The organism is Asanoa sp. WMMD1127, from assembly GCF_029626225.1.
GTDB lineage: Bacteria > Actinomycetota > Actinomycetes > Mycobacteriales > Micromonosporaceae > Asanoa.
The window spans coordinates 2,583,077-2,605,637 of the sequence record NZ_JARUBP010000001.1; the positions used below are offsets into that span (position 1 = coordinate 2,583,077).

A 22,561-nucleotide genomic window follows, 5' to 3' on the forward strand; every position below is an offset into this window, starting at 1 on the left:
TCCTACAGCCGGCTCAGGTTGGCCACGGCGCGTTCCACCGCGATGCAGCGGTCTTCGACGTAGTCGATGCCGGCCGCGGTGGCGAGCTCGCGGGCCTCGGGCGAGACGATGTCGAGCTGGAGCCAGACGGCCGGCGCGCCGGCGGCGATCGCGTCGCGCACCACGTCGGGAGCGTCCGCGGCCGGCCGGAACACGTTGACCAGGTCGACCGGGAACGGGATCTCCGCGACCGAGCGGTAGACCGGCTCGCCGAACAGCTCGTCGACGAACGGGTTGACGGGGATGATCCGCCAGCCGTGGCGCTGCATCTGGAGGGGCACGGTGTGCGCGGCCTTGCGGGGGTCGCGCGACGCGCCGACGACCGCGATCACTTTGGCGTCGGCGAGGAGTTGCTGAGCATCACGCACGCGACCGACTCTATCTCCGGTGGGCGGCCGTCGACCGCTCGCTGGCCGGCGCCTCGGCCTGCCGCACCACGGTGACCGTCGGGCCGGCCGGCAGCGCCGGCGGGGCCCCGCCGTCCCGCAGGCGCCGGGACAGCCGCTCGAGCTCGGCCGGGCGACCGATCGCCGCCCGGTGCTCCGGGTGCGCGACGTAGTAGCGAATCGCGTCGGCCAGGAACCACGGATGGATGTCGAGCACGTCGATCGGCACGTCGAGCCGGGGCCGGCGCTCGCTGGGCGGGCGGACCAGATAGCTGGTGCCGACGACCAGTTCGAGCCGCTGCGTACGCAGCCGCGGCGCCCACGGCGTGCCGGGCTGGACCGCCGCCCACGGCACCTCGATCCGGTGCAGCCGGCCTGGGATGCGCAGACCTTCCGCGGTCAGCTCCACGGTGGTCGGCACGAGCAGCGAGCGGGCCAGCAGGGCGGCCGCGAACAGGCCGAACAGCACCGAGAGGACACCGTCGAAGGCCCCGCCGTCGCCGCCGAGCCGGTCGACCGCGAGGGCGGCCTGCGAGATCGAGACCAGCACCAGGGCGGCGACCTCGATCGTGCGGCGACGGTTGGTCGGCGCCACGAACGTGTCGCCGCGCACCGTGAAGCTCGCCGGCCCGGCGGGCCGCCAGCCGATCAGGGCCACCAGCGCGACCACCCCGGCCAGCGTCGGCCCGAGGTGCAGCAGGAAGTCGAGCACCAGCACCGGGATGTCGAACGCGATCGCGGCGCCACCCCAGACCACTCCCAGGGTCGCGGCGCCGAGCAGCCATCGCTGGTGCATGGGCGGAGCCTACCGGGGGATCGGCCGCCGTCAGTCGTCGTGCCCGGCCTCGACCGGCGTACCCCCGCGACACTCGATTTTGATCTCGAAGCGGCCGCCTGCCCCCTCGAACTTGACCTCGGCGTCGTCGTCGGGGCCCTCGTCGAGGTCACGGACGCTGTAACCCTGCGCCGGCGACCAGGTGTCGATCGTCGCGAGCCGGCCGCGGCAGCTGGCCACCACACTGCCGCCGGGATTCGAGAAGCTCCGGCTGCGGGTGTCACCCGACGGTGGTGTCGTGGCCGGGCGGCTCGGCGAGGGCGTCGCGGCGGGAGTGGCGGCGGCCGCGAGGTCGCGCGCCACCTCTGCCTCGCTGCGCACCCCGCCGGGCGTGCCGGTGAAGCTGTTGCCGACCAGGCGGATCGCGCCCACGCCGGCCAGCGTGGCGACGACGACGGCCGCGAGCCAGCCGAGCACGGCGAGGGTCCAGCGGGACATGACCTGACTATGCACCCTGCCGCGCTAACGGCGGCGCTGGCCGACGCTAAGAGCGGGTTAAGGGCGTCGGCGGTCGAGCACTGGCGGGATACGGTGCGAGCTGTGCCGCGCCTGCTGCTCATCGAGGACGATCCGGCGATCCGTGCGCCACTGTTGCGGGCGCTGCGCGATCGGGGCCACGCCGTGGCGGCCGCGACGACCGCCATGGACGGGCTGCGAGCCGCGCTCGACGAGCGGCCCGACCTGGTAGTGCTCGACCTCGGCCTGCCCGACGTCGACGGCGCGGAGCTCCTGCGCATGCTCCGGGCGGTGAGCACGGTGCCGGTGATCGTGGCGACCGCCCGCGACGCCGAGACGGAGATCGTGCGGGTCCTCGACGCGGGCGCCGACGACTACGTGGTCAAGCCGTTCACCGCTGCCCAGCTGGACGCTCGCGTGCGGGCGGTGCTGCGCCGCGGTGGTCCGGCGGCCGGTGCCGACGAGGTGGTCGTCGTCGCCGGGCTGGAGATCGACTTCCGGTCACGCGCGGTGCGCCTGGACGGAGCGCCGCTCGACCTCACGCCTCGCGAATTCGACCTGCTGCATTATCTGGCCACCCGCCCTGACGAGGTGGTCACCAAGCGGGAGCTGCTGACCGAGGTGTGGCGGATCCCCTACGGCGGTGCTGACAAGACCGTCGACGTGCACCTGTCCTGGCTGCGCCGGAAGCTGGGGGAGACCGCCGCCGCGCCGCGTTACCTGCACACCGTCCGCGGCGTCGGCGTGCGGCTGTCCGCACCGGGCGGTCCGGCGTGAGGTGGCGGCTGACCCTGCTGGTCGCGGCCACCACGACCCTGACGCTCGTCGCCTTTCTCGTGCCCTTGGCGCTGCTGCTGCGGGACGTTGCGGAGGACCGCGCGACCGACCGGGCGACCGCCGACGTGCAAGGTATCGTGCCGGTGGTCGGCACGGCCGACCGCGCGGACATCGAAATCGTCGTCGAACAGCTCAACGCCGCGGGTCGGCGGGTCACGGTGTTCCTGCCGGAGGGTGGCGCACCGGTCGGCGCCCAGGCCGCGCGTACCCCCGCCGTGGAGCTGGCCGCCACCGGCACCAGCCTGACCGCGGCCCGGGACGGCGGGCGGGAGATCGTGATCGGCGTCGGGCGCTCCGGCGGCACCGCGGTGATCCGGACCGTCGTACCGGAGGCTGATCTGCATGCCGGCGTGACCCGGGCCTGGCTCGTGCTCGCGGCGCTCGGTCTGGTGCTGGTCGTGGTCGGGCTGCTCGTCGCGGACCGGTTGGCGCGTAGCCTCGTGCGGCCGATCGACGACCTCTCCGCGGTCTCCCACCGGTTGGCGCGTGCCGAACTGGGCGCCCGAGCCGTCCCGACCGGCCCGCCGGAGGTGCGCGAGGTGGCGGGGGCGCTCAACCACCTGGCCGAGCGGATCCAGGTGCTGCTGCGTGAGGAACGCGAGCAGGTGGCCGACCTGTCGCATCGGCTCCGGACGCCGCTGACCGCGCTGCGGCTGGAGGCCGAGTCGGTGCGCGATCCGGACGAGCGGGCGCGGGTGACCGCCGGCGTGGATGCGCTCGAACGGGCGGTGACCGGGTTGATCCGCCAAGCGCGGTGGCGCAGCGCGCCGTCGGCCTCGGCGACGTGCGATGCGGTCGAGGTGGTGCGGGACCGGGTCGAGTTCTGGTCGGTGTTGGCGGAGGACACCGGGCGCGCGGTGCGACTGTCGTCGGTGGATGGTCCGTTGCCCGTCGGCGTGGCGGCGGACGAGCTCGCGGCCGCCGTGGACGCGGTGCTCGGCAACGTGTTCGCCCACACTCCGGACGGGACGCCGTTCGCGGTGACGCTCTCCGCCGACCGGGTGCTGGTGGTCTCGGACGCCGGTCCGGGGCTCTCCGCGGCCGTGGTGTCGCGGGGGGTGAGCCAGGGTGGCGGGACCGGCCTGGGCCTCGACATCGCCCGGCGGGCAGCGGCCGGCGGCCTAGACATCTCCGACAATCCAGGCGGAGGTGCGGTGGTCACGCTGCGGCTCGCCGCGCCGCCGAGTTCTTAACGTGCCTTTAGCGGTCGCACAGCGCGCCGCTATCCACAGTTCCGCGAACCTCGTCGGTATCAGCCCGATACGGAGGTCACGAACATGAAGCGCACACCGGTGATCATCACGCTGGCCGGGATGGCGGCCCTCGCCGTCACGGGTACGGCGCTGGCCGTCGGCGCCGCCGCCGAGGACGACGCGCCCGTCGCCCTCACCGGTCTGGGCAGCGCGATCGCCACTGCCGATCCCAGCGCGTCGCCGACGGACGAGCCCAGCGGTACCCCGTCCGCCTCCCCGAGCGGATCCGCGACGGCGACGACGCCGCCGGTCTCGGGTGGGATCGACACCGCCGCCGCTGCGCGCATCGCGCTCGACCGGGTCGGCGGCGGCACGGTCACCGAGGTCGAGTCGGAACAGGAGCACGGCGTCTCGACCTGGCAGGTCGAGGTCGAGCGGGACGGCGTCGAGCACGACGTCTACGTCGACCGGGCCAACGGCGGCATCGTCAAGGCCGACAGCGAAGCGGACGACGATGACGACGACGACGATGACGACCGGGACGATGACGACGACGACCGGGACGGTGACGACGACTGACCGGGCCGCGTCCCTTCGCCACCCCTGGCCGCCGGCCGGGGGTGGCGCTGGCTTACGAGAGACTGGCCGGGTGACCTTGCTCCTTGGCCGCCGCGACATCGCCGCGGCCGTCGACGTCGGCGCCGCGCTGGACCTGCTGGCCGCCGGTTTCCGCGCCGGCGCCGCCGGCCCACCGCCGCTGCGGATCCGCACCGACCTGCCCGGCCCCGGCACTGCGACCTGCCTGATGCCGGGGCTGCTGCCGGACGTGCCGGCCTACACGGTGAAAGTCAACGCCAAGTTCCCCGCCGCGTCGCCGGCCCTGCGGGGCGTCGTCTGCCTGCACTCGCTGGCCGACGGCGAGCTGCTCGCCCTGCTCGACTCGGCCAGCGTCACCGCGTGGCGCACGGGCCTCGCGGCCGCCCTGGCCACCCACACGCTGGCGCCGCCGGAGGCGACCACGCTCGGCTTCGTCGGCGCCGGGGCTCAGGCCGCCACCACCCTGGCCGGGCTGCGCCACCTGCGCCCGTGGACCCGGATCGTCGCGACCGACCTCGACCCGGCCCGGGCCGCCGCCCTGCCGGCCGAGGTGCTCCCGTCGGCGACCGCCGTGACCACCGCGGCCGACGTGGTCGTGCTGGCCACCTGGTCCCGTGCGCCGCTGCTCGGGCTCGCCGACGTGCGGCCCGGCCAGCACCTGACGTCGCTGGGCGCGGACGAGCCCGGCAAGCGGGAGCTCGCCGCCGACCTGCTGGCCGCGAGCCGGCTCGTCGTCGACGACGTCGACCTGGCCCTGACCGGCGGTGCCCTGGGCAGCGCGGGCCTGACCGCCGACGCCTCCGCCGGCACGCTCGGCGACGTGCTGCGCGGCGACCTGCCCGCGGTCGCCCCGGCGGACGCGCCCAGCGTCTACAGCCCGGTCGGGCTGCCGTGGCAGGACCTGGCGCTGAGCTGGTCCGTCTACCGCCAGGGCGGCGGCACCACCGTGGACCTGCTGTCATGACACCCTCCACCGAGCTGGTCGCGCACGTGCGGGCCAGTGCGTGGCTGATGGCGGTGCTGGCCGCGGTGCGGTCGGCGGACCTGCCGGACGCCTGGGTCGGCGCCGGCGTGCTGCGCGACCTGGTGTGGGGCGAGCGCTACGGGACGGGCTTCGACCCGGATGGCGTACGCGATGTCGACGTCGCCTTCTTCGACCCGGCCGACCTGTCGCGGGACCGCGACCGCGCGGCCACGGCCCGCCTCGCCGCCCAGCTGCCGGCCGTGCCGTGGGAGGCGACGAACCAGGCCGCCGTGCACACCTGGTATCCGGCCCACTTCGCCGGCGACCCCATCGCGCCGTTGCGCAGCACCCGCGACGGCATCGCCACCTGGCCGGAGACGGCGACCTCGGTCGCGGTGCGTCTCGAGCCCGACGACACGGTGGCCGTCTGCGCCCCGCACGGCCTGACCGACCTGCTCGGCGGAGTCTGGCGCCGCAACCCGACCCAGGTCTCGCTGGCCCGCTCCCGCGAGCGCTTGGCCCGCCACGCTCCCGCCACCCGCTGGCCCGGCGTCCGGGTCATCGAGCCGACCTGACCGCCGCCGGGTCAGGCCTGGGGCGAGCCGAGCTGACCGCCGCCGGGTCCGGCCTGGGGTGCGGTCAGGCCGAGCCGACCTGACCGCCGCCGGGTCCGGCCTGAGGGGCGGTCAGGCCGCGGTCGAGGCCGGCCCACTGCTCCTTGTCGGGGACCCCGACGCCGGCCGGGCACGAGCGCTTGAAGTCGCACCAGCCGCACATCGGGCCGGGTGTCGTCGGGAAGGCCTCGTCGGGGTCGGCGCCGGCCGCGACCGCCTTTTCCGCGGCGATGATGTCGCGGGCCGTGTCTTCCGCACGGGACACCTGGCGGGCCAGCGACGCCTCGGTGTGGTCGTGGGCCGCGACGGTGCCGCTCGGCAGGTGGTGGAGCTCCACTCGCTTGCAGGGCCGCCGGAAGACCCGCTCCGCGGCGTAGGCGTAGAGCGCCAGCGCCTGCGACCCCCGCGCGTCGTCGGCGTCGAGGCCCGTGCGGCCTGTCTTGTAGTCGACGATGGCCAGCTCGGGGCCGCGGGCGTCGATCCGGTCGGCCCGTCCGTTGAACGCCAGCACCGCCGTCTTCACCGCCACCACCCGCTCGACGCCGACCGGCTCGGCGGCCGGGTCGAGGCTGGCCACATAGCCGTCGAGCCAGTCGAGGGCCCGCCGGTAGACGGCGCGCTCCTGGTCGGTGTCGCGGTAGCCCTCGCGGACCCAGGTGCCCTTGAGCAGGCCCGGCAGGGCGCCGCGGTCACGCCGCTCCGGCGGCAGGGCGAACCACGAGCGCAGCGCCGTGTGGACGCTCGCGCCCAGCGAGTTGTGCGCCCACGGCGGGCCCTTGGGCGGTGCCGGGCGGTCGACATAGGAGAACCGGTAGCGCCGGGGGCAGTCGGTGTAGGCGCCGAGCTTGCTCGGCGTGCACACGAACAGCCGCTCGGGCATGCCGGCGAAGCCGAGCTGCTCGGACCGGGGCGCCGGGGCGGCCCGGCCAGTCTGGGAGCTGCGCACGGGAGAATCCTCCCATCCGGGTACGACAACCCCGGATGGTCACCCGGCCTGGTAGGAGTCGACGAAGGCGAACACCGCGTCCGCGATCAGCTGCACCGCGATCGCGGCCAGCAGCAGGCCGGCGATGCGGGTCAGCACCTCGATGCCGCCCTGCCGGAGCACCTTGACCACGACACCGCAGTAGCGCAGGACCAGCCAGACGACGAGCATCGCGGCGAGGATGCCGAGGCCGACCGCCACGTAGTCGGCCGGCCCGGACGAGCGCTGCACGAACAGCATCGTCGCCACGATCGCGCCGGGCCCGGCCAGCAGTGGGGTGCCCAGCGGCACGAGCGCGATGTTCGACGTGGAGTGCCCCGACGGGTCGTCGGTCTTCCCGGTCAGCAGCTCCAGCGCGATCATGATCAGCAGGAGGCCGCCGGCGCCCTGGAGGGCGGGCAGGTCGACGTGCAGGTATTCGAGCAGGTTCTGGCCCGCCACCGCGAACAGCACGATGACGCCCAGTGCCAGGCAGACCGCTTGCCAGGCGGCACGGTGCCGGTCACGCGGTGTCATCGCGCCGGTCATGGCGACGAAGATCGGCACCATGCCCGGTGGGTCCATGATCACCAACAGCGTGACGATGACCTCGCCGAATACCTTCAGATCCACGCGGACACGGTAGGCGAGAGATCCTCTCAACCGAGCACGGGTGTCACCCCAGAGGACTTCGCCACAAGCCGTTCGTACGCCGCCGGCGCAGTCGTCTCGGCACCCAGCCGCACCACCTTGTGCGTACCGTGGAAATCGGACGATCCGGTCACCACCAGCCCGAGCGAGTCCGCCAGGTCGCGCACGTGCGCCCGCTCGGCCGGCGAATGGTCGGTGTGGTCGGCCTCCAGCCCCGACAGCCCGGCCTCGGCCAGCGAGACGATCAGCGAGTCCGGCACGATCCGCCCGCGCCGCGTCGCCCGCGGATGGGCGAACACGGTCACCCCGCCGGCGTCCGCGATCAGCCGCACCGCGGTGAACACGTCGATCTCGGCCTTCGGCACCCGGTAGCGGCTGCCCAGCCACTCCGGCGCGAACGCGGCCGACGTCGAGGGGACCAGCCCGGCCCGGATCAGCGCCTGCGCGATGTGGGGCCGCCCGACCGTGCCGCCGGCCGCGTACCCGCGCACCTCGTCCCAGCTCACGTCGTAGCCGTCGGCCCGCAGCAGCGCCACCATCCGCTCCGCCCGGACCTCGCGGGCCGCCCGCACCCGGGCCAGCTCCGCGACCAGACCGGGATGATCCGGATCGAAGAGGTACGCCAGCAGGTGCAGCGAAATCGTCTCCCAGCGACAGGACAGCTCGGCTCCGCGCACCAAGCGGAGCTCCGGCGGGCGGGCGGCGGCCGCGGGTGCCCAGCCGGCCGTCGTGTCGTGGTCGGTGAGGGCCACCACGTCGAGCCCGGCGTCGGCAGCCGCGGCCATCAGCGAGGCGGGGCTCAGCGTGCCGTCACTCGCGGTCGAGTGGGCGTGCAGGTCGATGCGCATCCCCGCCGACGCTACCGGGATCAACCCGTCGTGGAGCCCAACCGGGGCACGAGGTCCCAGCCGACGCCGGCCGCCGCCGGTGCCTCAAGCACCTTGCGGACGCCGTCGGTCTGGCAGCGGACGACGCCACCGTCGTACGGCGCGACCACGGTGCGGCTGTCGATCCAGACCGGCGAGCGCACGCCGGCGGCCGCGCAGCTCTTCGCCGATCGGATGCCGACCAGCGCGTGGTCGACGCTGACCAGCGCGAGATCGTCACCGGCCGGCTCGGCCAGCCAGCCACCATCGGGGGAGAGGCTGTGTGTCAGGTCCTCGCTGGACGGGACGAAGCCGCAGACGCGGGTGAGCGCGACCGACATGGACGGCCCGTCGTTGGGGCGCAGCGCCGCGAGGCAGAGCTGTTCCTCGCCGGCCGTCCAGGCCAGCCCCACCGCGGCGTCGCTGCGGATGCCGAACACGCCGGAGACCGCCGGGTTCCACGCCGGTTCGACCTTGTCGGAGTCGTCCGTGACCTTCACGAACTCGTAGCCCCGCCCGCCCGGCACCTCGCCCGCGACCAGCACCCGGTCGCCCAGCAGCGCGGTCGGCGCGGCATCGCCGGTCACGTTGGCGACGCCCAGCGGCTTGGCGCCCTGCGGACCGAGCTCGGCCACGGTCAGCAGCTCGTCGGCCACGACCGCGATCCGCGAACCGTCTTCGCTGACCGACCAGCGGCTGTCCTCGGGGGCGACCTGCACCGCGGGCCCGCTCTCCGGCTGGAGATAGACGCCGCCGCTCGTGCCGTAGAGCCAGCCCGCCGGGACCCGGTAGGCCTGGTCGACGTCGCCGTGCGCGCCGAGGTCGAACCGGCGGCCGTCGGTGGTCCAGAGCAGGTCGCCGATCCGCAGGTCGAGGCCGAGACTGGCGACGTCGTGCGGGTCGATCTTGGCAGTCACCAGTGGCCGCGGCAGCGCGGTCGGGTCGGCCGCGAGCACCGAGCTGTCGTAGCCCACGCGGGGCGAGCGGAGCAGCTGCCAGCCGGTGATCCCGCCGATCAGCACCACGAACGCCAGCACGGCGGCCAGCGAGGTGCCGGCCCGCCGCCATCGTCGGGTGCGGTGGGTGCGCTGGATGATCCGGTCGGCCCGGTTGACGCCCGCCGGCGTCAGTTGCACCTGGTCCCGGAAGGCGTCCCGCAGCTTTTCCTCGACTCTCACCGCCCCTCCAGTCCTCCCGCCGGCGCGGGAATGCGGGGGGCGGGGGCGGGCGCGCGCACCGGCGCGGACGGCGGTGGCGCCTGGCGCGGGATCTTGGGCGGCTCGGCCTGCGCGGCCAGCGCGTCGACCCGGGCCTGCTCGGCCGCCCGCTCGGCGCCGAGCCGGCCCCGCAACGTGCTCAGTGCGCGGGAGGTCTGGCTCTTCACGGTGCCGGTGGAGATGTCGAGGATCGCGGCGGTCTGCGCCTCGGAGAGGTCCTCATAGAAGCGGAGCACCAGCACGGCGCGCTGCCGGGCCGGCAGCGACTGCACGTGCCGCCACAGTGCGTCGCGTTCGAGCTGCTCGTCGACCCGGTCGGCGACGGCCCGCTCGGGCAGCACCTCGGTCGGGCGCTCACCGTGCCAGCGGCGGCGCCACCAGCTGATCGAGGTGTTGACCAGGACCCGGCGGGCGTACGGCTCGACGGCCTCGATCTCACCCAGGCGCCGCCAGGCCAGGTAGATCTTGGTGAGCGCGGTCTGCAGCAGGTCTTCGGCCGTGGCCCAGTCGCCGGTGAGCAGGTACGCGGTGCGCAACAAAGCGGGCGAACGGGCGGCGACGAACTCCCGGAAGTCGTCTTCGACCGACCTGTCCGTCACCGGACGCCCTCCCTTGGGTGTCTGCGCGTGGGTGAAGACTGTCACACGCAGCACAGGGGGTCTACGGGGCGAACGGTTGCCCTATGACGAGCGATCGGTGGGCTTAACTATGCACCATCGTCGGCGCGGGCCTCGTCGGCGTCCTTGCCGAGGCGGGCCTCGACGGCCTGCGGCTCGTACATCTCCTCGACGACGCGCAGATAGAGCTCGTTGGGGTTCGGCAGGTGCTTGATCTCGCGCAGCGCCTGCTCCTGGCCCGCGGACTCGAGCACGAACGTGCCGTAGTTGAGCGCGCGGCCCAATGGGGACTGTTCGTATTTCATGTCGGTGACCCGCAGCAGCGGCATCATCGCGACCCGGCGGGTGATGATGCCACTGACCACCATGACCCGCTTGTTGGTCAGGATGAAGCGGTCGAAATACCAGTCGCCGACCTTCCAGGCGACCCAGCCGAAAATGGCCACCCACACCAGAATGGCCGCCGTTGTCATGCCGGCGGCCTCTTGGCGGAACAGGAAGCCCGACAGATAACCGAGCACGAACGTGGCCAGGATGATGACCAGGAGCGGCGTGCTCAGGTGGATCCAGTGCCGCTTCCACTCGCCGCGGTAACGCTCGGTCGGGAAGAGGTAGCGGGAGACCAGCGGGGTCGGCTCGTCTTCGAGCGGCAGCACCCGGCGTGGGCCGAGCGGCAGCCCGGACGCGTCGACCTGGAGCCCGGCCAGCTCCTCTTCGGAGATTTCGGTCGCGGTGTAGCCGCCGACCGTGCGCTGGCGGGCCGTCGTGTCGTGGGCGTAGTCGGCCGAGTCGCCGAACCCCGCGCCCTCGGCGTAGCCCGCGCTCGGCGAGTAGGCGGGGCCGGAACCGAAGCCCGGGCCGTCGTCCGGGGGCACGGTTTCGCGCCCCCAGGCGGAGTCGTCGGGGTCGGGCGGAGGCGTGGACGGTCGGTCCATAGGTGACAGAGGCGCCTAGGCGACCAGGCTCGTGAAGAAGTCGCCGAAGCCCTCGGCGACATCCATGATGCCGCCGCCGATGTTCTTGAAGACATCGGCAGACTCGTTAGGACGGAAGGCAATGAAGAAAATGAGGAAGGCGATTCCGCCCCAAGTGAGGATCTTCTTGAGCATTGCGGCCCATCCCCCTCTGCGCGGCGCCGGCAACTTGCCGCGGCAGGACTCAGCGTATCAGTCGTTGCTCTCAGGTTGAACAAACTGCGCACAATCCGCACAAGCGGGAACGCCCCACTCAGGCGAGCCCATGCAGGTACGGAGAAGGAGCACCGTACACGAGTTCCGGCGGCAACCATTCGCAAAGGTCGTGCAACACGACGTCTTCCGCGAGAACGTAGCCCGCGTGCGCCGGCCAAGCTATGGCATAAAGCCACATTCCGCGCGCCTCGCCGACGTAGGCGCAGCGGTCCTCGGCGGCCGGCAGGGACCACAGTGGAGTCGGGTGACCGTCCACCTTGATCTTGGCGTGGGCGTTGGTCGGCTCGCCCGGCGCCGGCTCGGTCAGCTCGCGCACCAACTCCGGGCCGGGATCGGTGCCGGGCAGGCCGGCGAACCGGTTGCCCAGCCCGACGCCCGGCTCCTCGGCCACGATCACGAGGTCGGCCGGGCCGCCGGCCAGCGGGGCCGGGCCGCTGCAGGCCAGCACCGAGGCGCGTACGCCGGAATGGTCGTCGCCGGCCCAGGCCACCCCGGTCACCGTCCAGTCGCGCAGCAGCGGCCAGGTGCACCAGAGCGGCACCGGCCGGCCCGCGGGCGAGCCGGCGGTCATCGTGTTGACCACGCTCTTGGCGACCTCGGCGTTGTTGTGGTGGGCGACGTGCAGCGGGGGGACGTCACCGCAGCCGTCGCACCGCCAGTCGGCGCGCATCAGGTCCGGCGGCCGCACCGGGCCGCCGCATCGGGGGCAACTCACCGTCATGCCCACACCGTTACGGTCCCCGCGAAGCTGGGTCGAGGTCAAGCAATCCGGCCGAATCGGTCAACCCTCGGGCGGTGGCTCCCCGTACGTCCGGATCCAGGCATGCATCGCGATGCCGCTGGCCACGCCCGCGTTGATGGACCGGGTCGAGCCGTACTGCGCGATCGAGAAGAGCTGATCGCACGCGGCACGGGCGGTGTCGGACAGCCCCGGGCCCTCCTGCCCGAAGAGCAGGACGCAGCGCCGGGGCAGGACAACCGTCTCCAAGGGGCGCGAACCGGGCAGGTTGTCGATGCCGATCACCGGCAGGTCCGCGCCGTGCGCCCAGGCGACGAACTCGTCGATCGTCGGGTGGTGGCGGACGTGCTGATACCGATCGGTCACCATGGCGCCCCGCCGGTTCCACCGCCGCTTGCCGACCACGTGCACCTCGGCGGCCAGGAAGGCGTTGGCGTTGCGGATCACGGTGCCGATGTTGAAGTCGTGCTGCCAGTTCTCGATCGCCACATGGAAGTCGTGCCGCCGCCGGTCGAGGTCGGCCACCACCGCCTCGTGCCGCCAGTAGCGGTAGCGGTCCACCACGTTGCGCCGGTCGCCCGCCGCGAGCAGGTCCGGGTCGTACTTCGGATCGGCCGGCCACGGACCGGGCCACGGCCCGACGCCGACCTCACCCTCCGTTTCCACACCGGGAATCTAATGGTTGTACGCGCGGCGGGGTCGCACCCGGCCCGATGATCAGACCATGCCGAGGGCGTGGCCGAGGTCGGCCAGGAACCTCCGGTCGCCGGGGCCGAGCTGACCGGCGGCCGGCCCGCGGCCACCGGTGCACACGCGGGCCGCGATCGACTGGACCCACTGCCGGTAGGCCGCCGAGTCGGCGGGGTCGGCGCGGTCGTTGAGCACCCGCACGGCGTCCCGGCACTCGTCGAGGAGGTCGCGGGCGGGCGGGCGTGGGCCGTTCGGCATCCGTTCGGCGTAGACGGCGGCGACCACCGCGCGCACCAGGTCGCTGTCGAAGGCCCGGCCGGCCGCCATCGCGTCGAGGCCGGCCAATCCTTCGCGGACGCTGCGCCGCGGCGCTCCGGTGTGAGTGGCCGCGACGATCACCCGCCCGGGCAGCCGCACGAGCAGCTCCCACTCGCGGGCGGTGAAGACGTCGATCGCGACGTTCGGGAAACCGTGGAGTGGATGGGACAGCGGATCGCCGGGCGCGGGCTGGCTTGGCATAACGACCTCCCAAGGTCAGCATATGCCGCATTTGGCCCGTTGCGACCAGCCAGTTCTAGCGGGGTACGGGCTCCACCGGTTCCGGGAAGCTGGGGCGCTCCGGGTCGCGACCGTCCGCCCCGGCCGCGTACTCCTGCTTGGGCACCATGACCTTGCGGCGGAAGACGCAGACCAGCGTGCCGTCCTGGTTGTAGCCGCGGGTCTCGACCGACACCACGCCGCGGTCGGGCTTCGAGCCGGACTCCCGCTTGTCGAGCACCGTGGTCTCGCCGTAGACGGTGTCGCCGTGGAAGGTCGGCGCCACGTGGCGCAGCGACTCGACCTCGAGGTTGGCGATCGCCTTGCCGCTCACATCGGCGACGGACATGCCGAGCAGCAGCGAGTAGATGTAGTTGCCGACCACCACGTTGCGCCGGAACTCGGTCGCGGTCCGCGCGTAATGGGCGTCCAGATGCAAGGGGTGATGGTTCATCGTCAGCAGGCAGAAGAGATGGTCGTCGGCCTCGGTGACGGTCTTGCCCGGCCAGTGCCGGTAGACGGCGCCGACCTCGAACTCTTCGTAATAGCGCCCGAACCGCATTCCCGCACCATAACGGCTCGTGAACCGGGGGGAGACGCAATGAGCGGCGGGGCCCTCCCCGGCACCCGCCGCCCACGCTTGTCCCTACGATTTTGCCGGACCAACCGGTACCGGAAAACCCTTCGGGAAGTGACGGGGGTCACCCGTTATGGTTCTGCAACATTACGTATCGTAAGAGTGATCGACTTTCGAACCGTTCGTCACCCGTGCCGTTTTCCCTTGCTGGACCGGGCCGCGGCCGATAACGGCAGGCAGATGGGCCAGGCGTTATGGAAACGCTCCCGTCACCGTACGCAATGCGGATCTTGGTTGCTCCTGATGTGCTCGTGATGATCCGGGCCACCTCGTCCGGCGTCCTCGCGGGTTGGCCGGGGAATGAGCGGGGGTACTCAGTCGTTACACGGACGGATGCCTCGGGAGAGGCACGAACGAGCACCCGATCGGAGTGATCCATGGCGACCGTTGAGCTGACGACCGAGAACTTTGACAAGGTCACCGGCGGTGACGGCATCGTTCTCGTCGATTTCTGGGCCAGTTGGTGCGGTCCGTGTCTGCGCTTCGCGCCGGTCTACGACCGGGTCAGCGACAAGCACGAGGACGTCGTCTTCGGCAAGGTCGACACTGAGGCGCAGGTCGAGTTGGCCGCCCGTTACGACATCCGGTCGATCCCGACCCTGATGGCGCTCCGCGACGGCGTGATCGTCTTCGCGCAGCCGGGCGCGCTGCCCGAGTCCGCGGTCGAGTCGCTGATCTCACAGGTCCGCGCGCTCGACATGGAGGACGTGCGCAAGCAGCTGGCCGAGCACGCCGCACACGAGCACTGAGCTGTTCGCCAGGGGCGTTCCGTGGTTCGCACGGGACGCCCCTTTCGCGTCTGTGAGCAGGGCGCTTGCGTTCTTGCTCGTACACGTGTTCGAATCGGGTAATGCGTTGGGACAACCTGTCGGCTCTCCCCGCCTCGGTCGTCCCTGATCGGGCGGCGCCGGCGACACCACCCCTGCCGCTGGCGCTGCCCGGCGCAGTAGCGCGCACCTTCGACACGCCCGGCTTCGCCGGCATGACCTTCTACGAGGTGCGCGCAAAGTCGATCATCAACCGGGTGCCTGCCAGTTCCCGGATGGGCTTCGACTGGACGATCAACCCTTACCGGGGCTGCAGCCATGCCTGCACCTACTGCCTCGAGGGCGACACCCGGATCCTGATGGCCGACGGTCGCACCCGGGCCCTGCGCGACGTGGCCGTCGGCGACCGGATCTACGGCACGGTCCGGTCGGGCACCTACCGGCGCTATGTCATCACCGAGGTCAAGGCGCACTGGCAAACCACCAAGCCGGCCTACCGGGTGACACTGGCCGACGGCACCGAGCTCGTCGCCAGCGGCGACCACCGCTTCCTCACCGAGCGCGGCTGGAAGCACGTCACGGGCGCGATGGGCGGCGCCGACCAGCGGCCCTACCTGACGAGCGGCAACAAGCTGATGGGCGTGGGCCGGTTCGCGCCGCCGCCGGCTGATACGCCCGACTACCGGGCCGGCTACCTGTGCGGGATGAGCCGCGGCGATGCCAGCGTCACGGACCGCGAGCCGCTCGACCGCACGCGGCGCTACCTGGCCGAGGCGTCGCCCGAGGTGGCCCGGCTGGCCGCGGCGGGCTGGATCGCCGCACCGCCGTCCGTGACCGACGACTGGCGCAAGGGGTTCCTGGCCGGCGTCTTCGACGCGCAGGGCACCCACGACGGCGTCGCCCTGCGGATCGGCAGCATCGACCGGGAGACCATCGACGAGGTCGCGGCGGCGCTGCGCACGCTGGGCTTCGAGTTCGCGGTGCGCCGCACGGGCGGCGCCCGCGGTTGGTATGTCCGCATCGTCGGCGGGCTGTCGGCCCGGCTGCGCTTCCTGCACACCACCGACCCGGCGGCGACCCGCAAGCGGTCGATCGAGGGCCTGGCACTCAAGTCCAACGTGCCGCTCGACGTGGTCGCGGTCGAGTCGCTCGGCGTCGAGCTGCCGCTCTGCGACATCACCACGGGCACGGGCGACTTCATCGCCAACGGCGTGGTGAGCCACAACTGCTTCGCCCGCAACACCCACACCTACCTGGACCTCGACCCGGGCCACGACTTCGACAGCAAGATCATCGTCAAGGTCAACGCCGGCGACCTGGTCCGCAAGGAGCTATCCGCCCGCCGCTGGCGCGGCGAACACATCGCCATGGGCACCAACGTCGACGTCTACCAACGGGCCGAGGGCCGCTACCGGCTGATGCCCCAGATCCTGTCGGCCCTGCGCGACTTCGCCAACCCGTTCTCGATCCTGACGAAAGGCACCCTCATCCTCCGCGACCTGCCTCTGCTACAGGAAGCGGCCTCGGTGACCTCGGTAGGCCTGTCGTTCTCGATCGGCTTCGTCGACGAAGAGCTGTGGCGCCGGGTCGAGCCGGGCACGCCGAGCCCCCGCCGCCGCCTGGACGCGGTCCGCCGCCTGACCGACGCGGGCTTCTCGGTCGGCGTCCTGGTCGCCCCGATCCTGCCGGGCCTGACGGACAACGAGGAGTCCATCGACCGCACGGTGGGGGCGGTCGCGGAAGCCGGCGCAGCGGGCGTCACGGGCATTGCCCTGCACCTGCGTCCCGGCACCCGCGACTGGTACGCGCGGTGGCTGGGCCGCGAGTTCCCGTCGTTGGTGCCGCGCTACCGGGAGCTCTACCGCGGCGGCTCCTACCTGCCGAAGGAATACCAGCGGGAGATCACGGCCCGCATCCGCCAAGCAGCCCGCCGGCACGGCCTGGACCGCAAGGAGAGCTTCGAGTCCCGCCAACTACCGGAGCAACCTCCGGAGCCGGAACAGCTCACACTGCTCTAAAAGCCTGTTCGGTGTTCGGTCATTACCGAACATCGAACAGTTACACTCGAGCCATGGGCGCGAGTGCCGGCGCAGCTGGCATCGAGGAGCTGCGCGACGCGGTGGCCGCCATCGGGCTGGCCATCGAAACGTCCGGGGCCGACTCCACCGTCGACGGGCTGCTGGTCAACCCGGCCGGAGGTCCCGGAGTCCCGGTGCGCATCAAGCGGATCTCGCTGGCCGCGGCGGAAGGCCTTGATCGCAAGCTGGCGCAATGGGCCGGGGCGGAGGCGGCCGGTCGGTCGCCTGCGGTGCAGGTGCTGGTGGCCGACCGCGTGACCGAGCAGGCGAGGGAAGTCCTCCGGAGAGCAGGCTGGAGCTGGCTCGACCTCCGAGGCCACCTGCACCTGGCCGCCCAGGGCCTGTTCGTCGACGCCAGCGTGCCCCGGCTCAGCGCGCTGCCGGAACGCTCGTCCGCGTTGGCGGGGCGAGTCGCCACCGAGGTGGCGACCTGGCTGCTGCTCCATCCGGACAAGCCGGCGGCAGTTCGTGAAATCGCCCGCAACCTGGAGCGTTCCGCGAGCTCAGTGTCGAGGGTGGTCGGGGACCTGCGGGCAGCCGGCCTGGTGACCACCGATGGCAAGCCGGCCATCCCCGAGCTGTTCTGGCAGCTCGCCGATGCCTGGAAACCGGTGCATCTCGACGTGGCGCGCGCGCCGTCGACGTCCGACGACGAGCCGGTGAGCGACGCCCTCAGGTTGGGTCTCGGCGGTGAGTTCGGTTGGGCCCTAACCGACACGATGGCGGCGGCGGCATACGGGGCCCCGGTGGGGACCAGATCCGACTATCCACCCGATTTTTACGTTCCTGACCAGACCGTTCTCCGCCGAGCCGGTCAGTTGCTCGGCGTGGCGCCGAGTCGTGAGACGCGAGCGGCCAGTCTCCGGGTAGCGCCGTTGCCGCTGGTCGTCGCTCGTCGCGTCCTCGTGCGCGGTGAGGTCTGGCCGCTGGCCCGACCACTGTTCGTCGCGCTCGATCTCGCCGCCGATCCGGGACGCGGGCGCGAGGTCCTGGAGGCCTGGACGCCGCCGTCCGAGGTCGGTCGCCGTGTCTGGTAACCCGATCGTCGACCTGGCGGGCACGTCGATGTCGGCCCTGGCGCTGGCGATACCGGCGGTGGCGGCGCGCACGGGTCGAAAGGTCACCGTGGTAGGCGGTCTCGCCGTGGTCTGCCGCTTGAGCCGGGCCTATCGCGCCACCACCGACCTGGACACTGTGCACCGGCGGCGCGACGGCGAGCCAGCCCAGCTCGAGCTGCTGATCAGCAGTGGGGCGGCGCCCAGCGGTCCGTCGGGTGTCCTCGTGCCGACCGAGGCGGGGCAGGTCCAGGTCGACATTCTCGAAGTGACCGATGCCGACCTTGCCGTTCTGCCGACCGACCCGACGGACCGGCTCCATGTGCTCTCGCACGCGTGGGCCGCGAGCACCGCGACGCCGATCACCATTCGTGCGGCCGGTCTCACCGACCTCGTCGTCGATGTGGCCGAACCAGGACCGCTCGTCGCTATGAAGCTGCAATCGGTCATGAACCGCGGTCGCGCGAAGGAGGGCACCGATCTGCTCGACATCGTCCGGCTCTGCCTTGATCCGACGACCGGGCCGGCATTGAGGCGGCAGTTGACGGCCGCTGATCCGCAACTTAGGGATGACGCCGATCGGCATGCCCGCAGATGGTTCCGCGATCAGGCCGAACGATCCTTGCGCATTGTTCGTGCGATTCCCGAAGGTCGGGGAATCGAACTCGATGACCTGCGCCTGGTCGGCGAATTGTTGCAAGGAGTAATGCGTAGTGGTGGAGCTGAGGGGATTTGAACCCCTGACCCCCTCGATGCGAACGAGGTGCGCTACCGGTCTGCGCCACAGCCCCGCCGCTGGACTTTCGGCCAGCGAACCGGCGATAAGGCTAACAGGTGCACCCGGCCGGCAGCGAACCGGGCCTACGCCGTGTTGCTGCGGCGTGCTTCGTACGGGCGGCCGCGCAGGCCGCCCGCCCGCCGGTAGGAGACCGAGCCCGTCGCGGCCGGTGGTAGGTCGGCCGGGCGGTCCAGGCCCATCGCGGCCCGGCGGACCGCCTCGCGTTGGGCGGCCAGGCGGCGCTGCTGCTCGCGTCGCGCCTCCGCCCGCCGGGCCTGCTCCGCCCTGACCTCCGCCTGCCGGGCCGCCAGCCACGCCGCGCGGCGGGCCTGCTGGCGCCGGCGCTTGCGCTCGGCCAGGGCCCGGCTGCGTAGGTGCGCCAGGTAGACCAGCAGCAGCGTGCCGGTCACCGCGACGCCGACCCAGAAGCCCGGGCCGACCAGGAACACGCCGACGAGCTCGACGAGGTTGAGCAGCACCAGGGCGGCCAGCACCCGGCGCCGCCGGTAGACGGCCATCGGGTGGCGGCGCAGCGGCGGGCGCCGGCGGGCCGGGCGGGCCATCACGCCCGGCGGCACCGCGCGCAGGCGGGGCGCGCGACGGGAGAATGGGGGCGCCGAGACCGGGGGCGCCGAGACGGGTGGCGCGGAGACCGGGACTTCCGGGCGCAGCGGAGGGAGCACCGCGCGGGCGCCGCGGATCGGGCGGCGGCCGGGCACGGTGCGGCGACGGCGGCTGCGAGACAGCACGCGCGCCGTCGAATGCGCCCTCTCCGCTACCAATCGCTCGGTGGCGTCGTACCGGCGGACCAGGGCCGGCGCCAGAGCGAGCAGCCCGGCCGCGGCGAGGACAGCGAGGAGCACCGAGGTCGGCACCCTCACCCCTCCCGTCTTACGGTTGACAACCCGATCATGCGGATTGATGAGGTTGCCGTACGTTTCGTAATTCGAGGTTACGGGCGGCCACCGAACAATGTGGCGCAACGCGCCGACTCGCTCAAGATCAGGATGCGGGTGTGCGGAGCCGGTGCCAGCGGGCCAGCAGGCCGCCTTCGGTCGACACTTCCTCGCTGGTCATCGCATATCCGATGTGGTCACGCCACGCGCCGTCGATGTGCATGTAGCGCGGGTGGTAGGCCTCTTCGCGGAATCCGAGCTTCTCGACGACCCGCCGGGACGGCTTGTTCTCGGGTCGGATGTTGACTTCGATGCGGTGCAGGCCGCCATAGCGGAACGCGTGGTCGACCACGAGGGCCAGTGCGGTGGGTATCACACCGCGCCCCGCGACCCGGCCGTCGACCCAATAGCCCACATAGGCCGAACAGAACGCCCGGCGTACGACGTTGCCGAGGTTGATGTGGCCGACGAACCGATCCTCGAGGCACACGGCGAACGGCATGCTCTCGCCGCGCCGGGCCGACTTGCGCTGGTCACGGTGGACGAAGCGGTACGCCGCGACGGAGTTGAGCTCGTTCCAGTCGCCCGGCGCCGACGGCTCCCACGGCGCCAGCCACGCCCGGTTGGCCCGGCGCACCTCCGACCAGGCCGCCGCGTCGGAGCGGCGGTAGGGGCGCAGCAGGACGGGCCCGTCGCGGAGCACGGCGGGCCAACCCGGAGCGGCGCCGAACGTCATCACTTCCGTCTGTCCAGCAGCAGAACATCCACAGTGGAGCCGGCGGCGGCCGTGGTGACCCGCTCACCGAGCACCACGAGGCCGTTGGCCTCCATCAGACCGGACAGGGTGTAGGGGCCACCGTGCAGCGGCTGCACGGTGTAGCCGCCGCCGCGGCGTTCGGCGACGTGGGCCGGGCGGAACTCGCGCAGGCCGGCCGGCGAGGTCACCGTGTCGAGCAGGTGGGCCCGGACGCTCGGCCGGAACACCGGCTCGGCGCCGGACAGCAGCTGGATCGCCGGGCGCGCCAGCACCTCGAAACCGATCAGCGCCGCGCCGGGGTCACCGGGCAGGCAGACCACGGGCACCTCCTCCGCGCCGACCGTGCCGAAGCCAAGAGTGGTGCCAGGGTAGAGCGCGACCTCGGTGAACGCCACGGGTCCGGCGCGCCCGCCGTCGCGCCGGGACAGGATGCGGCGCACCATGTCACCAGGCCCGGTGCCGGTGCCGCCGGTGGTGAGGATCAGGTCGGCCCGCAGCGTCTGGTCCTCGAGCAGCGCCCGCAGGCCCTCGGGGTCGTCGTCGCAGATGCCGACGCGGTAGGCCAGCGCGCCCACCTCGGCCGCCGCCGCGGTCAGCGCGTGCGAGTTGGCGTCGACGACCTGCCCAGGCTGGCTGCCCCGCCCGACCTCGACCAGCTCGTCGCCGGTCGCGATGATGACGACCCGCGGGCTGGACCGCACCACCACGTGCCCGATGCCGGTGGCGGCGAACGCCGCGACCAGGGCCGGCGTGATGGTCGAGCCGGCCCGGGCCAGGACGGACCCGGCGGCCAGCTCGTCGCCGGCGCGGCGCAGGCCGGAGCCCCGCTTCGGCGGATGGAAGATCTCGACCGCGGCCATGCCCTGGTCGGTCCAGCTGATCGGGACGACGACGTCGGCACCGCCGGGCAGCGGGGCGCCGGCCGCGACCGAGAAGCAGGTCGACGGCGTCAGCCGCACGGGCCGCCAGCTCGACGCGGACAGGTCGCCGATCACGTTGAGCCGCACCGGCGTGCCGCGGCCCGCGGTGGACACGTCCTCCCAGCGCGCCGCGTAGCCGTCGATCGCCGCCAGGTCGAACGCCGGGAAGGCGTGCGGCGCCACGACGTCCTGCGCGAGCACGTTGCCGTACGCCTGCGTCAGTTCGAGGTCGAGCGGGGGAAGCGCGCGCAGCCGCCGCAGCGCGCTGCCGAGATAGTCGGCCAGCGGCGTCAGCTCTCTGGCGGCCACCTCCGCGTCGGCTGTCTGGGTCATGAGCCCCCCGCTTGGACGAACTCCTCGAGCCAGGACCGGAACGCCGGCCCCAGGTCTTCACGCTGGCACGCGATCTGCACGACGGCCTGCAGGTAGCCCAACGGCATGCCCGTGTCGTAGCGGGTGCCGCGGTAGACGATGCCGTGCACCGGGGTGCCCTCGTCGAGCAGCGTCTGCATCGCGTCGGTCAGCTGGATCTCGCCGCCGCTGCCGGGCTTGGTGTTGCGAATGGTCTCGAAGATCTTCCCGGGCAGCACGTAGCGGCCCAGGACGGCGAGGTTGCTCGGGGCGTCCTCCGGCGACGGCTTCTCGACCAGGCCGGTGACCTTGACGATCTCGGCGCCGGGCACCAGGTCGGGATCCGCCGGCTCCACCGACGCGATGCCGTAGCGCTTGACCTCTTCCCGCGGCACCTCCAGGAACGCCAGCACGATGCCGCCGGTCTGCGCCTGCAGGTCGAGCATCGCCGGCAGCAGCGGCTCGGACTCGTCGACGAACTCGTCACCGAGCAGCACCGCGAACGGCTCGTCGCCGACGTGCGAGTCGCCCATCCCGACCGCGTGCCCGAGCCCGAGCGGCTCGCCCTGGCGGCAGGTGTAGATCTCGGCGAGCTCGGCGGGCTTGCGCACCGCCGCGAGGCGCTCCGCGTCGCCCTTCTCCTCGAGCCGACTCTCCAGGTAGGGCTGGCGGTCGAAGTGGTCGACCATGGACGTCTTGCCGCGGCCGGTCACGAGCAGGATGTCGCGGATGCCGGCGGCCGCCGCCTCTTCGACGATGTATTGCAGGACCGGCCGGTCGACGACGGGCAACAGCTCCTTGGGTACGGCCTTCGTCGCGGGCAGGAACCGGGTGGCGAGGCCGGCGGCCGGGATGACCGCCTTCACCGCGCGCCGGCGCTTTTCGGTCGACGGGGAGGGCGGTCGTGGGGTCGCGGGCTCGTCCGACATT

Annotated in this window: 27 protein-coding genes and 1 tRNA gene; 9 read left to right on the forward strand and 19 right to left on the reverse strand. The window is 72.5% G+C overall.

Annotated elements, in window-relative coordinates; translation table 11 throughout:
* Positions 1-2: 2 nt before the first annotated feature.
* From O7635_RS12435 to O7635_RS12445, 3 genes are read right to left on the reverse strand one after another with little or no spacing between them, the layout of a single operon-like run.
* Entirely contained in the window at positions 3-407 is a 405-nt protein-coding gene (locus O7635_RS12435) for a CoA-binding protein (protein WP_278080564.1), read from the reverse strand.
* Between the two features lie 10 nt (positions 408-417).
* Positions 418-1,221 (reverse strand): hypothetical protein, encoded by an 804-nt coding sequence (locus tag O7635_RS12440; RefSeq protein ID WP_278080565.1) that lies wholly within the window; start codon positions 1,219-1,221, stop codon positions 418-420.
* A gap of 30 nt (positions 1,222-1,251) precedes the next feature.
* On the reverse strand, positions 1,252-1,698 hold the full coding sequence (locus O7635_RS12445; RefSeq protein ID WP_278080566.1) for a septum formation initiator: 447 nt from the start codon (positions 1,696-1,698) through the stop codon (positions 1,252-1,254).
* A 102-nt stretch (positions 1,699-1,800) separates the two neighbouring features.
* Here O7635_RS12445 and O7635_RS12450 point away from each other — a divergent pair, with 102 nt between their 5' ends.
* The 5 genes from O7635_RS12450 to O7635_RS12470 all read left to right on the forward strand — a co-directional run bounded on the left by O7635_RS12450 (position 1,801) and on the right by O7635_RS12470 (position 5,882).
* Positions 1,801-2,493 carry a response regulator transcription factor gene (locus O7635_RS12450; protein WP_278080567.1) on the forward strand — a complete coding sequence of 231 codons (693 nt, stop codon included), beginning with the start codon at positions 1,801-1,803 and terminating at the stop codon, positions 2,491-2,493.
* On the forward strand, positions 2,490-3,746 hold the full coding sequence (locus O7635_RS12455; protein ID WP_278080568.1) for a HAMP domain-containing sensor histidine kinase: 1,257 nt from the start codon (positions 2,490-2,492) through the stop codon (positions 3,744-3,746). Before O7635_RS12450 ends, O7635_RS12455 begins: the two co-directional genes overlap by 4 nt.
* A gap of 84 nt (positions 3,747-3,830) precedes the next feature.
* Positions 3,831-4,325, forward strand: a complete 495-nt coding sequence (locus O7635_RS12460; protein WP_278080569.1) for a PepSY domain-containing protein — start codon at positions 3,831-3,833, stop codon at positions 4,323-4,325.
* A 70-nt stretch (positions 4,326-4,395) separates the two neighbouring features.
* Positions 4,396-5,307, forward strand: a complete 912-nt coding sequence (locus O7635_RS12465; protein ID WP_278080570.1) for an ornithine cyclodeaminase family protein — start codon at positions 4,396-4,398, stop codon at positions 5,305-5,307.
* Positions 5,304-5,882: a nucleotidyltransferase family protein gene (locus tag O7635_RS12470; protein WP_278080571.1), complete on the forward strand. Its 579-nt coding sequence runs from the start codon at positions 5,304-5,306 to the stop codon at positions 5,880-5,882. The genes O7635_RS12465 and O7635_RS12470 overlap by 4 nt, the downstream gene beginning before the upstream one ends.
* Positions 5,883-5,946: 64 nt before the next feature.
* Here O7635_RS12470 and O7635_RS12475 read toward each other — a convergent pair whose 3' ends face one another.
* The 11 genes from O7635_RS12475 to O7635_RS12525 form a co-directional block, all read right to left on the reverse strand.
* A complete protein-coding gene (locus tag O7635_RS12475) occupies positions 5,947-6,801 on the reverse strand; it encodes a PD-(D/E)XK nuclease family protein (protein WP_278085460.1) in 855 nt (284 codons plus the stop codon).
* A gap of 105 nt (positions 6,802-6,906) precedes the next feature.
* Positions 6,907-7,518 (reverse strand): MarC family protein, encoded by a 612-nt coding sequence (locus O7635_RS12480; protein WP_278080572.1) that lies wholly within the window; start codon positions 7,516-7,518, stop codon positions 6,907-6,909.
* A gap of 26 nt (positions 7,519-7,544) precedes the next feature.
* Positions 7,545-8,384 (reverse strand): PHP domain-containing protein, encoded by an 840-nt coding sequence (locus O7635_RS12485; RefSeq protein ID WP_278080573.1) that lies wholly within the window; start codon positions 8,382-8,384, stop codon positions 7,545-7,547.
* A gap of 20 nt (positions 8,385-8,404) precedes the next feature.
* On the reverse strand, positions 8,405-9,580 hold the full coding sequence (locus O7635_RS12490; RefSeq protein ID WP_278080574.1) for a hypothetical protein: 1,176 nt from the start codon (positions 9,578-9,580) through the stop codon (positions 8,405-8,407).
* Positions 9,577-10,218, reverse strand: coding sequence for a SigE family RNA polymerase sigma factor (locus tag O7635_RS12495; protein ID WP_278080575.1), 642 nt, complete (start codon positions 10,216-10,218; stop codon positions 9,577-9,579). Before O7635_RS12495 ends, O7635_RS12490 begins: the two co-directional genes overlap by 4 nt.
* A 107-nt stretch (positions 10,219-10,325) precedes the next feature.
* Positions 10,326-11,171, reverse strand: a complete 846-nt coding sequence (locus O7635_RS12500) for a PH domain-containing protein (RefSeq protein ID WP_278080576.1) — start codon at positions 11,169-11,171, stop codon at positions 10,326-10,328.
* 15 nt (positions 11,172-11,186) lie between these two features.
* Complete coding sequence (locus O7635_RS12505; RefSeq protein WP_170215836.1) at positions 11,187-11,345, reverse strand: hypothetical protein; 159 nt, start codon at positions 11,343-11,345, stop codon at positions 11,187-11,189.
* A 118-nt stretch (positions 11,346-11,463) separates the two neighbouring features.
* A complete protein-coding gene (locus O7635_RS12510) occupies positions 11,464-12,147 on the reverse strand; it encodes a DUF6758 family protein (RefSeq protein ID WP_347405275.1) in 684 nt (227 codons plus the stop codon).
* A gap of 60 nt (positions 12,148-12,207) precedes the next feature.
* The gene (locus O7635_RS12515) at positions 12,208-12,831 is read right to left on the reverse strand and encodes an RNA methyltransferase (RefSeq protein WP_278080577.1); all 624 of its coding nucleotides are present in this window, start codon (positions 12,829-12,831) and stop codon (positions 12,208-12,210) included.
* Between the two features lie 51 nt (positions 12,832-12,882).
* Positions 12,883-13,374, reverse strand: coding sequence for a hypothetical protein (locus O7635_RS12520; protein ID WP_278080578.1), 492 nt, complete (start codon positions 13,372-13,374; stop codon positions 12,883-12,885).
* 55 nt (positions 13,375-13,429) lie between these two features.
* Positions 13,430-13,954, reverse strand: a complete 525-nt coding sequence (locus O7635_RS12525) for a MaoC family dehydratase (RefSeq protein ID WP_278080579.1) — start codon at positions 13,952-13,954, stop codon at positions 13,430-13,432.
* A 452-nt stretch (positions 13,955-14,406) separates the two neighbouring features.
* Between O7635_RS12525 and trxA the strand changes: the two genes are divergently transcribed.
* The 4 genes from trxA to O7635_RS12545 all read left to right on the forward strand — a co-directional run bounded on the left by trxA (position 14,407) and on the right by O7635_RS12545 (position 18,665).
* Complete coding sequence (trxA, locus tag O7635_RS12530) at positions 14,407-14,778, forward strand: thioredoxin (RefSeq protein ID WP_278080580.1); 372 nt, start codon at positions 14,407-14,409, stop codon at positions 14,776-14,778.
* 101 nt (positions 14,779-14,879) lie between these two features.
* Positions 14,880-16,814 carry an intein-containing Rv2578c family radical SAM protein gene (locus O7635_RS12535; protein WP_278080581.1) on the forward strand — a complete coding sequence of 645 codons (1,935 nt, stop codon included), beginning with the start codon at positions 14,880-14,882 and terminating at the stop codon, positions 16,812-16,814.
* 53 nt (positions 16,815-16,867) lie between these two features.
* A complete protein-coding gene (locus O7635_RS12540) occupies positions 16,868-17,911 on the forward strand; it encodes a winged helix DNA-binding protein (protein WP_278080582.1) in 1,044 nt (347 codons plus the stop codon).
* Entirely contained in the window at positions 17,901-18,665 is a 765-nt protein-coding gene (locus O7635_RS12545) for a hypothetical protein (protein ID WP_278080583.1), read from the forward strand. The genes O7635_RS12540 and O7635_RS12545 overlap by 11 nt, the downstream gene beginning before the upstream one ends.
* Here the strand turns inward: O7635_RS12545 and O7635_RS12550 are convergent.
* The 5 genes from O7635_RS12550 to O7635_RS12570 form a co-directional block, all read right to left on the reverse strand.
* Positions 18,644-18,720, reverse strand: a tRNA-Ala gene (locus tag O7635_RS12550). The two genes, O7635_RS12545 and O7635_RS12550, sit on opposite strands and share 22 nt — an antisense overlap.
* A 70-nt stretch (positions 18,721-18,790) precedes the next feature.
* Positions 18,791-19,588, reverse strand: coding sequence for a hypothetical protein (locus tag O7635_RS12555; protein WP_278080584.1), 798 nt, complete (start codon positions 19,586-19,588; stop codon positions 18,791-18,793).
* A 121-nt stretch (positions 19,589-19,709) separates the two neighbouring features.
* Entirely contained in the window at positions 19,710-20,339 is a 630-nt protein-coding gene (locus tag O7635_RS12560; RefSeq protein WP_278080585.1) for a GNAT family protein, read from the reverse strand.
* Positions 20,339-21,613: a gephyrin-like molybdotransferase Glp gene (glp, locus tag O7635_RS12565; RefSeq protein ID WP_278080586.1), complete on the reverse strand. Its 1,275-nt coding sequence runs from the start codon at positions 21,611-21,613 to the stop codon at positions 20,339-20,341. The genes O7635_RS12560 and glp overlap by 1 nt, the downstream gene beginning before the upstream one ends.
* Positions 21,610-22,560 carry a UTP--glucose-1-phosphate uridylyltransferase gene (locus O7635_RS12570; protein WP_278080587.1) on the reverse strand — a complete coding sequence of 317 codons (951 nt, stop codon included), beginning with the start codon at positions 22,558-22,560 and terminating at the stop codon, positions 21,610-21,612. Before O7635_RS12570 ends, glp begins: the two co-directional genes overlap by 4 nt.
* Position 22,561: the final 1 nt, after the last annotated feature.

Coding starts and splice junctions, on each gene's coding strand:
- O7635_RS12540 (WP_278080582.1), top strand. CDS start 16,868: ATGGGCGCGAGTGCCGGCGCAGCTGGCATCGAGGAGCTGCGCGACGCG.
- O7635_RS12535 (WP_278080581.1), top strand. CDS start 14,880: ATGCGTTGGGACAACCTGTCGGCTCTCCCCGCCTCGGTCGTCCCTGAT.
- O7635_RS12570 (WP_278080587.1), bottom strand. CDS start 22,560: ATGTCGGACGAGCCCGCGACCCCACGACCGCCCTCCCCGTCGACCGAA.
- O7635_RS12485 (WP_278080573.1), bottom strand. CDS start 8,384: ATGCGCATCGACCTGCACGCCCACTCGACCGCGAGTGACGGCACGCTG.
- trxA (WP_278080580.1), top strand. CDS start 14,407: ATGGCGACCGTTGAGCTGACGACCGAGAACTTTGACAAGGTCACCGGC.
- O7635_RS12440 (WP_278080565.1), bottom strand. CDS start 1,221: ATGCACCAGCGATGGCTGCTCGGCGCCGCGACCCTGGGAGTGGTCTGG.
- O7635_RS12470 (WP_278080571.1), top strand. CDS start 5,304: ATGACACCCTCCACCGAGCTGGTCGCGCACGTGCGGGCCAGTGCGTGG.
- O7635_RS12445 (WP_278080566.1), bottom strand. CDS start 1,698: ATGTCCCGCTGGACCCTCGCCGTGCTCGGCTGGCTCGCGGCCGTCGTC.
- O7635_RS12460 (WP_278080569.1), top strand. CDS start 3,831: ATGAAGCGCACACCGGTGATCATCACGCTGGCCGGGATGGCGGCCCTC.
- O7635_RS12510 (WP_347405275.1), bottom strand. CDS start 12,147: ATGACGGTGAGTTGCCCCCGATGCGGCGGCCCGGTGCGGCCGCCGGAC.
- O7635_RS12500 (WP_278080576.1), bottom strand. CDS start 11,171: ATGGACCGACCGTCCACGCCTCCGCCCGACCCCGACGACTCCGCCTGG.
- O7635_RS12560 (WP_278080585.1), bottom strand. CDS start 20,339: ATGACGTTCGGCGCCGCTCCGGGTTGGCCCGCCGTGCTCCGCGACGGG.
- O7635_RS12505 (WP_170215836.1), bottom strand. CDS start 11,345: ATGCTCAAGAAGATCCTCACTTGGGGCGGAATCGCCTTCCTCATTTTC.
- O7635_RS12520 (WP_278080578.1), bottom strand. CDS start 13,374: ATGCCAAGCCAGCCCGCGCCCGGCGATCCGCTGTCCCATCCACTCCAC.
- glp (WP_278080586.1), bottom strand. CDS start 21,613: ATGACCCAGACAGCCGACGCGGAGGTGGCCGCCAGAGAGCTGACGCCG.
- O7635_RS12525 (WP_278080579.1), bottom strand. CDS start 13,954: ATGCGGTTCGGGCGCTATTACGAAGAGTTCGAGGTCGGCGCCGTCTAC.
- O7635_RS12475 (WP_278085460.1), bottom strand. CDS start 6,801: ATGCCCGAGCGGCTGTTCGTGTGCACGCCGAGCAAGCTCGGCGCCTAC.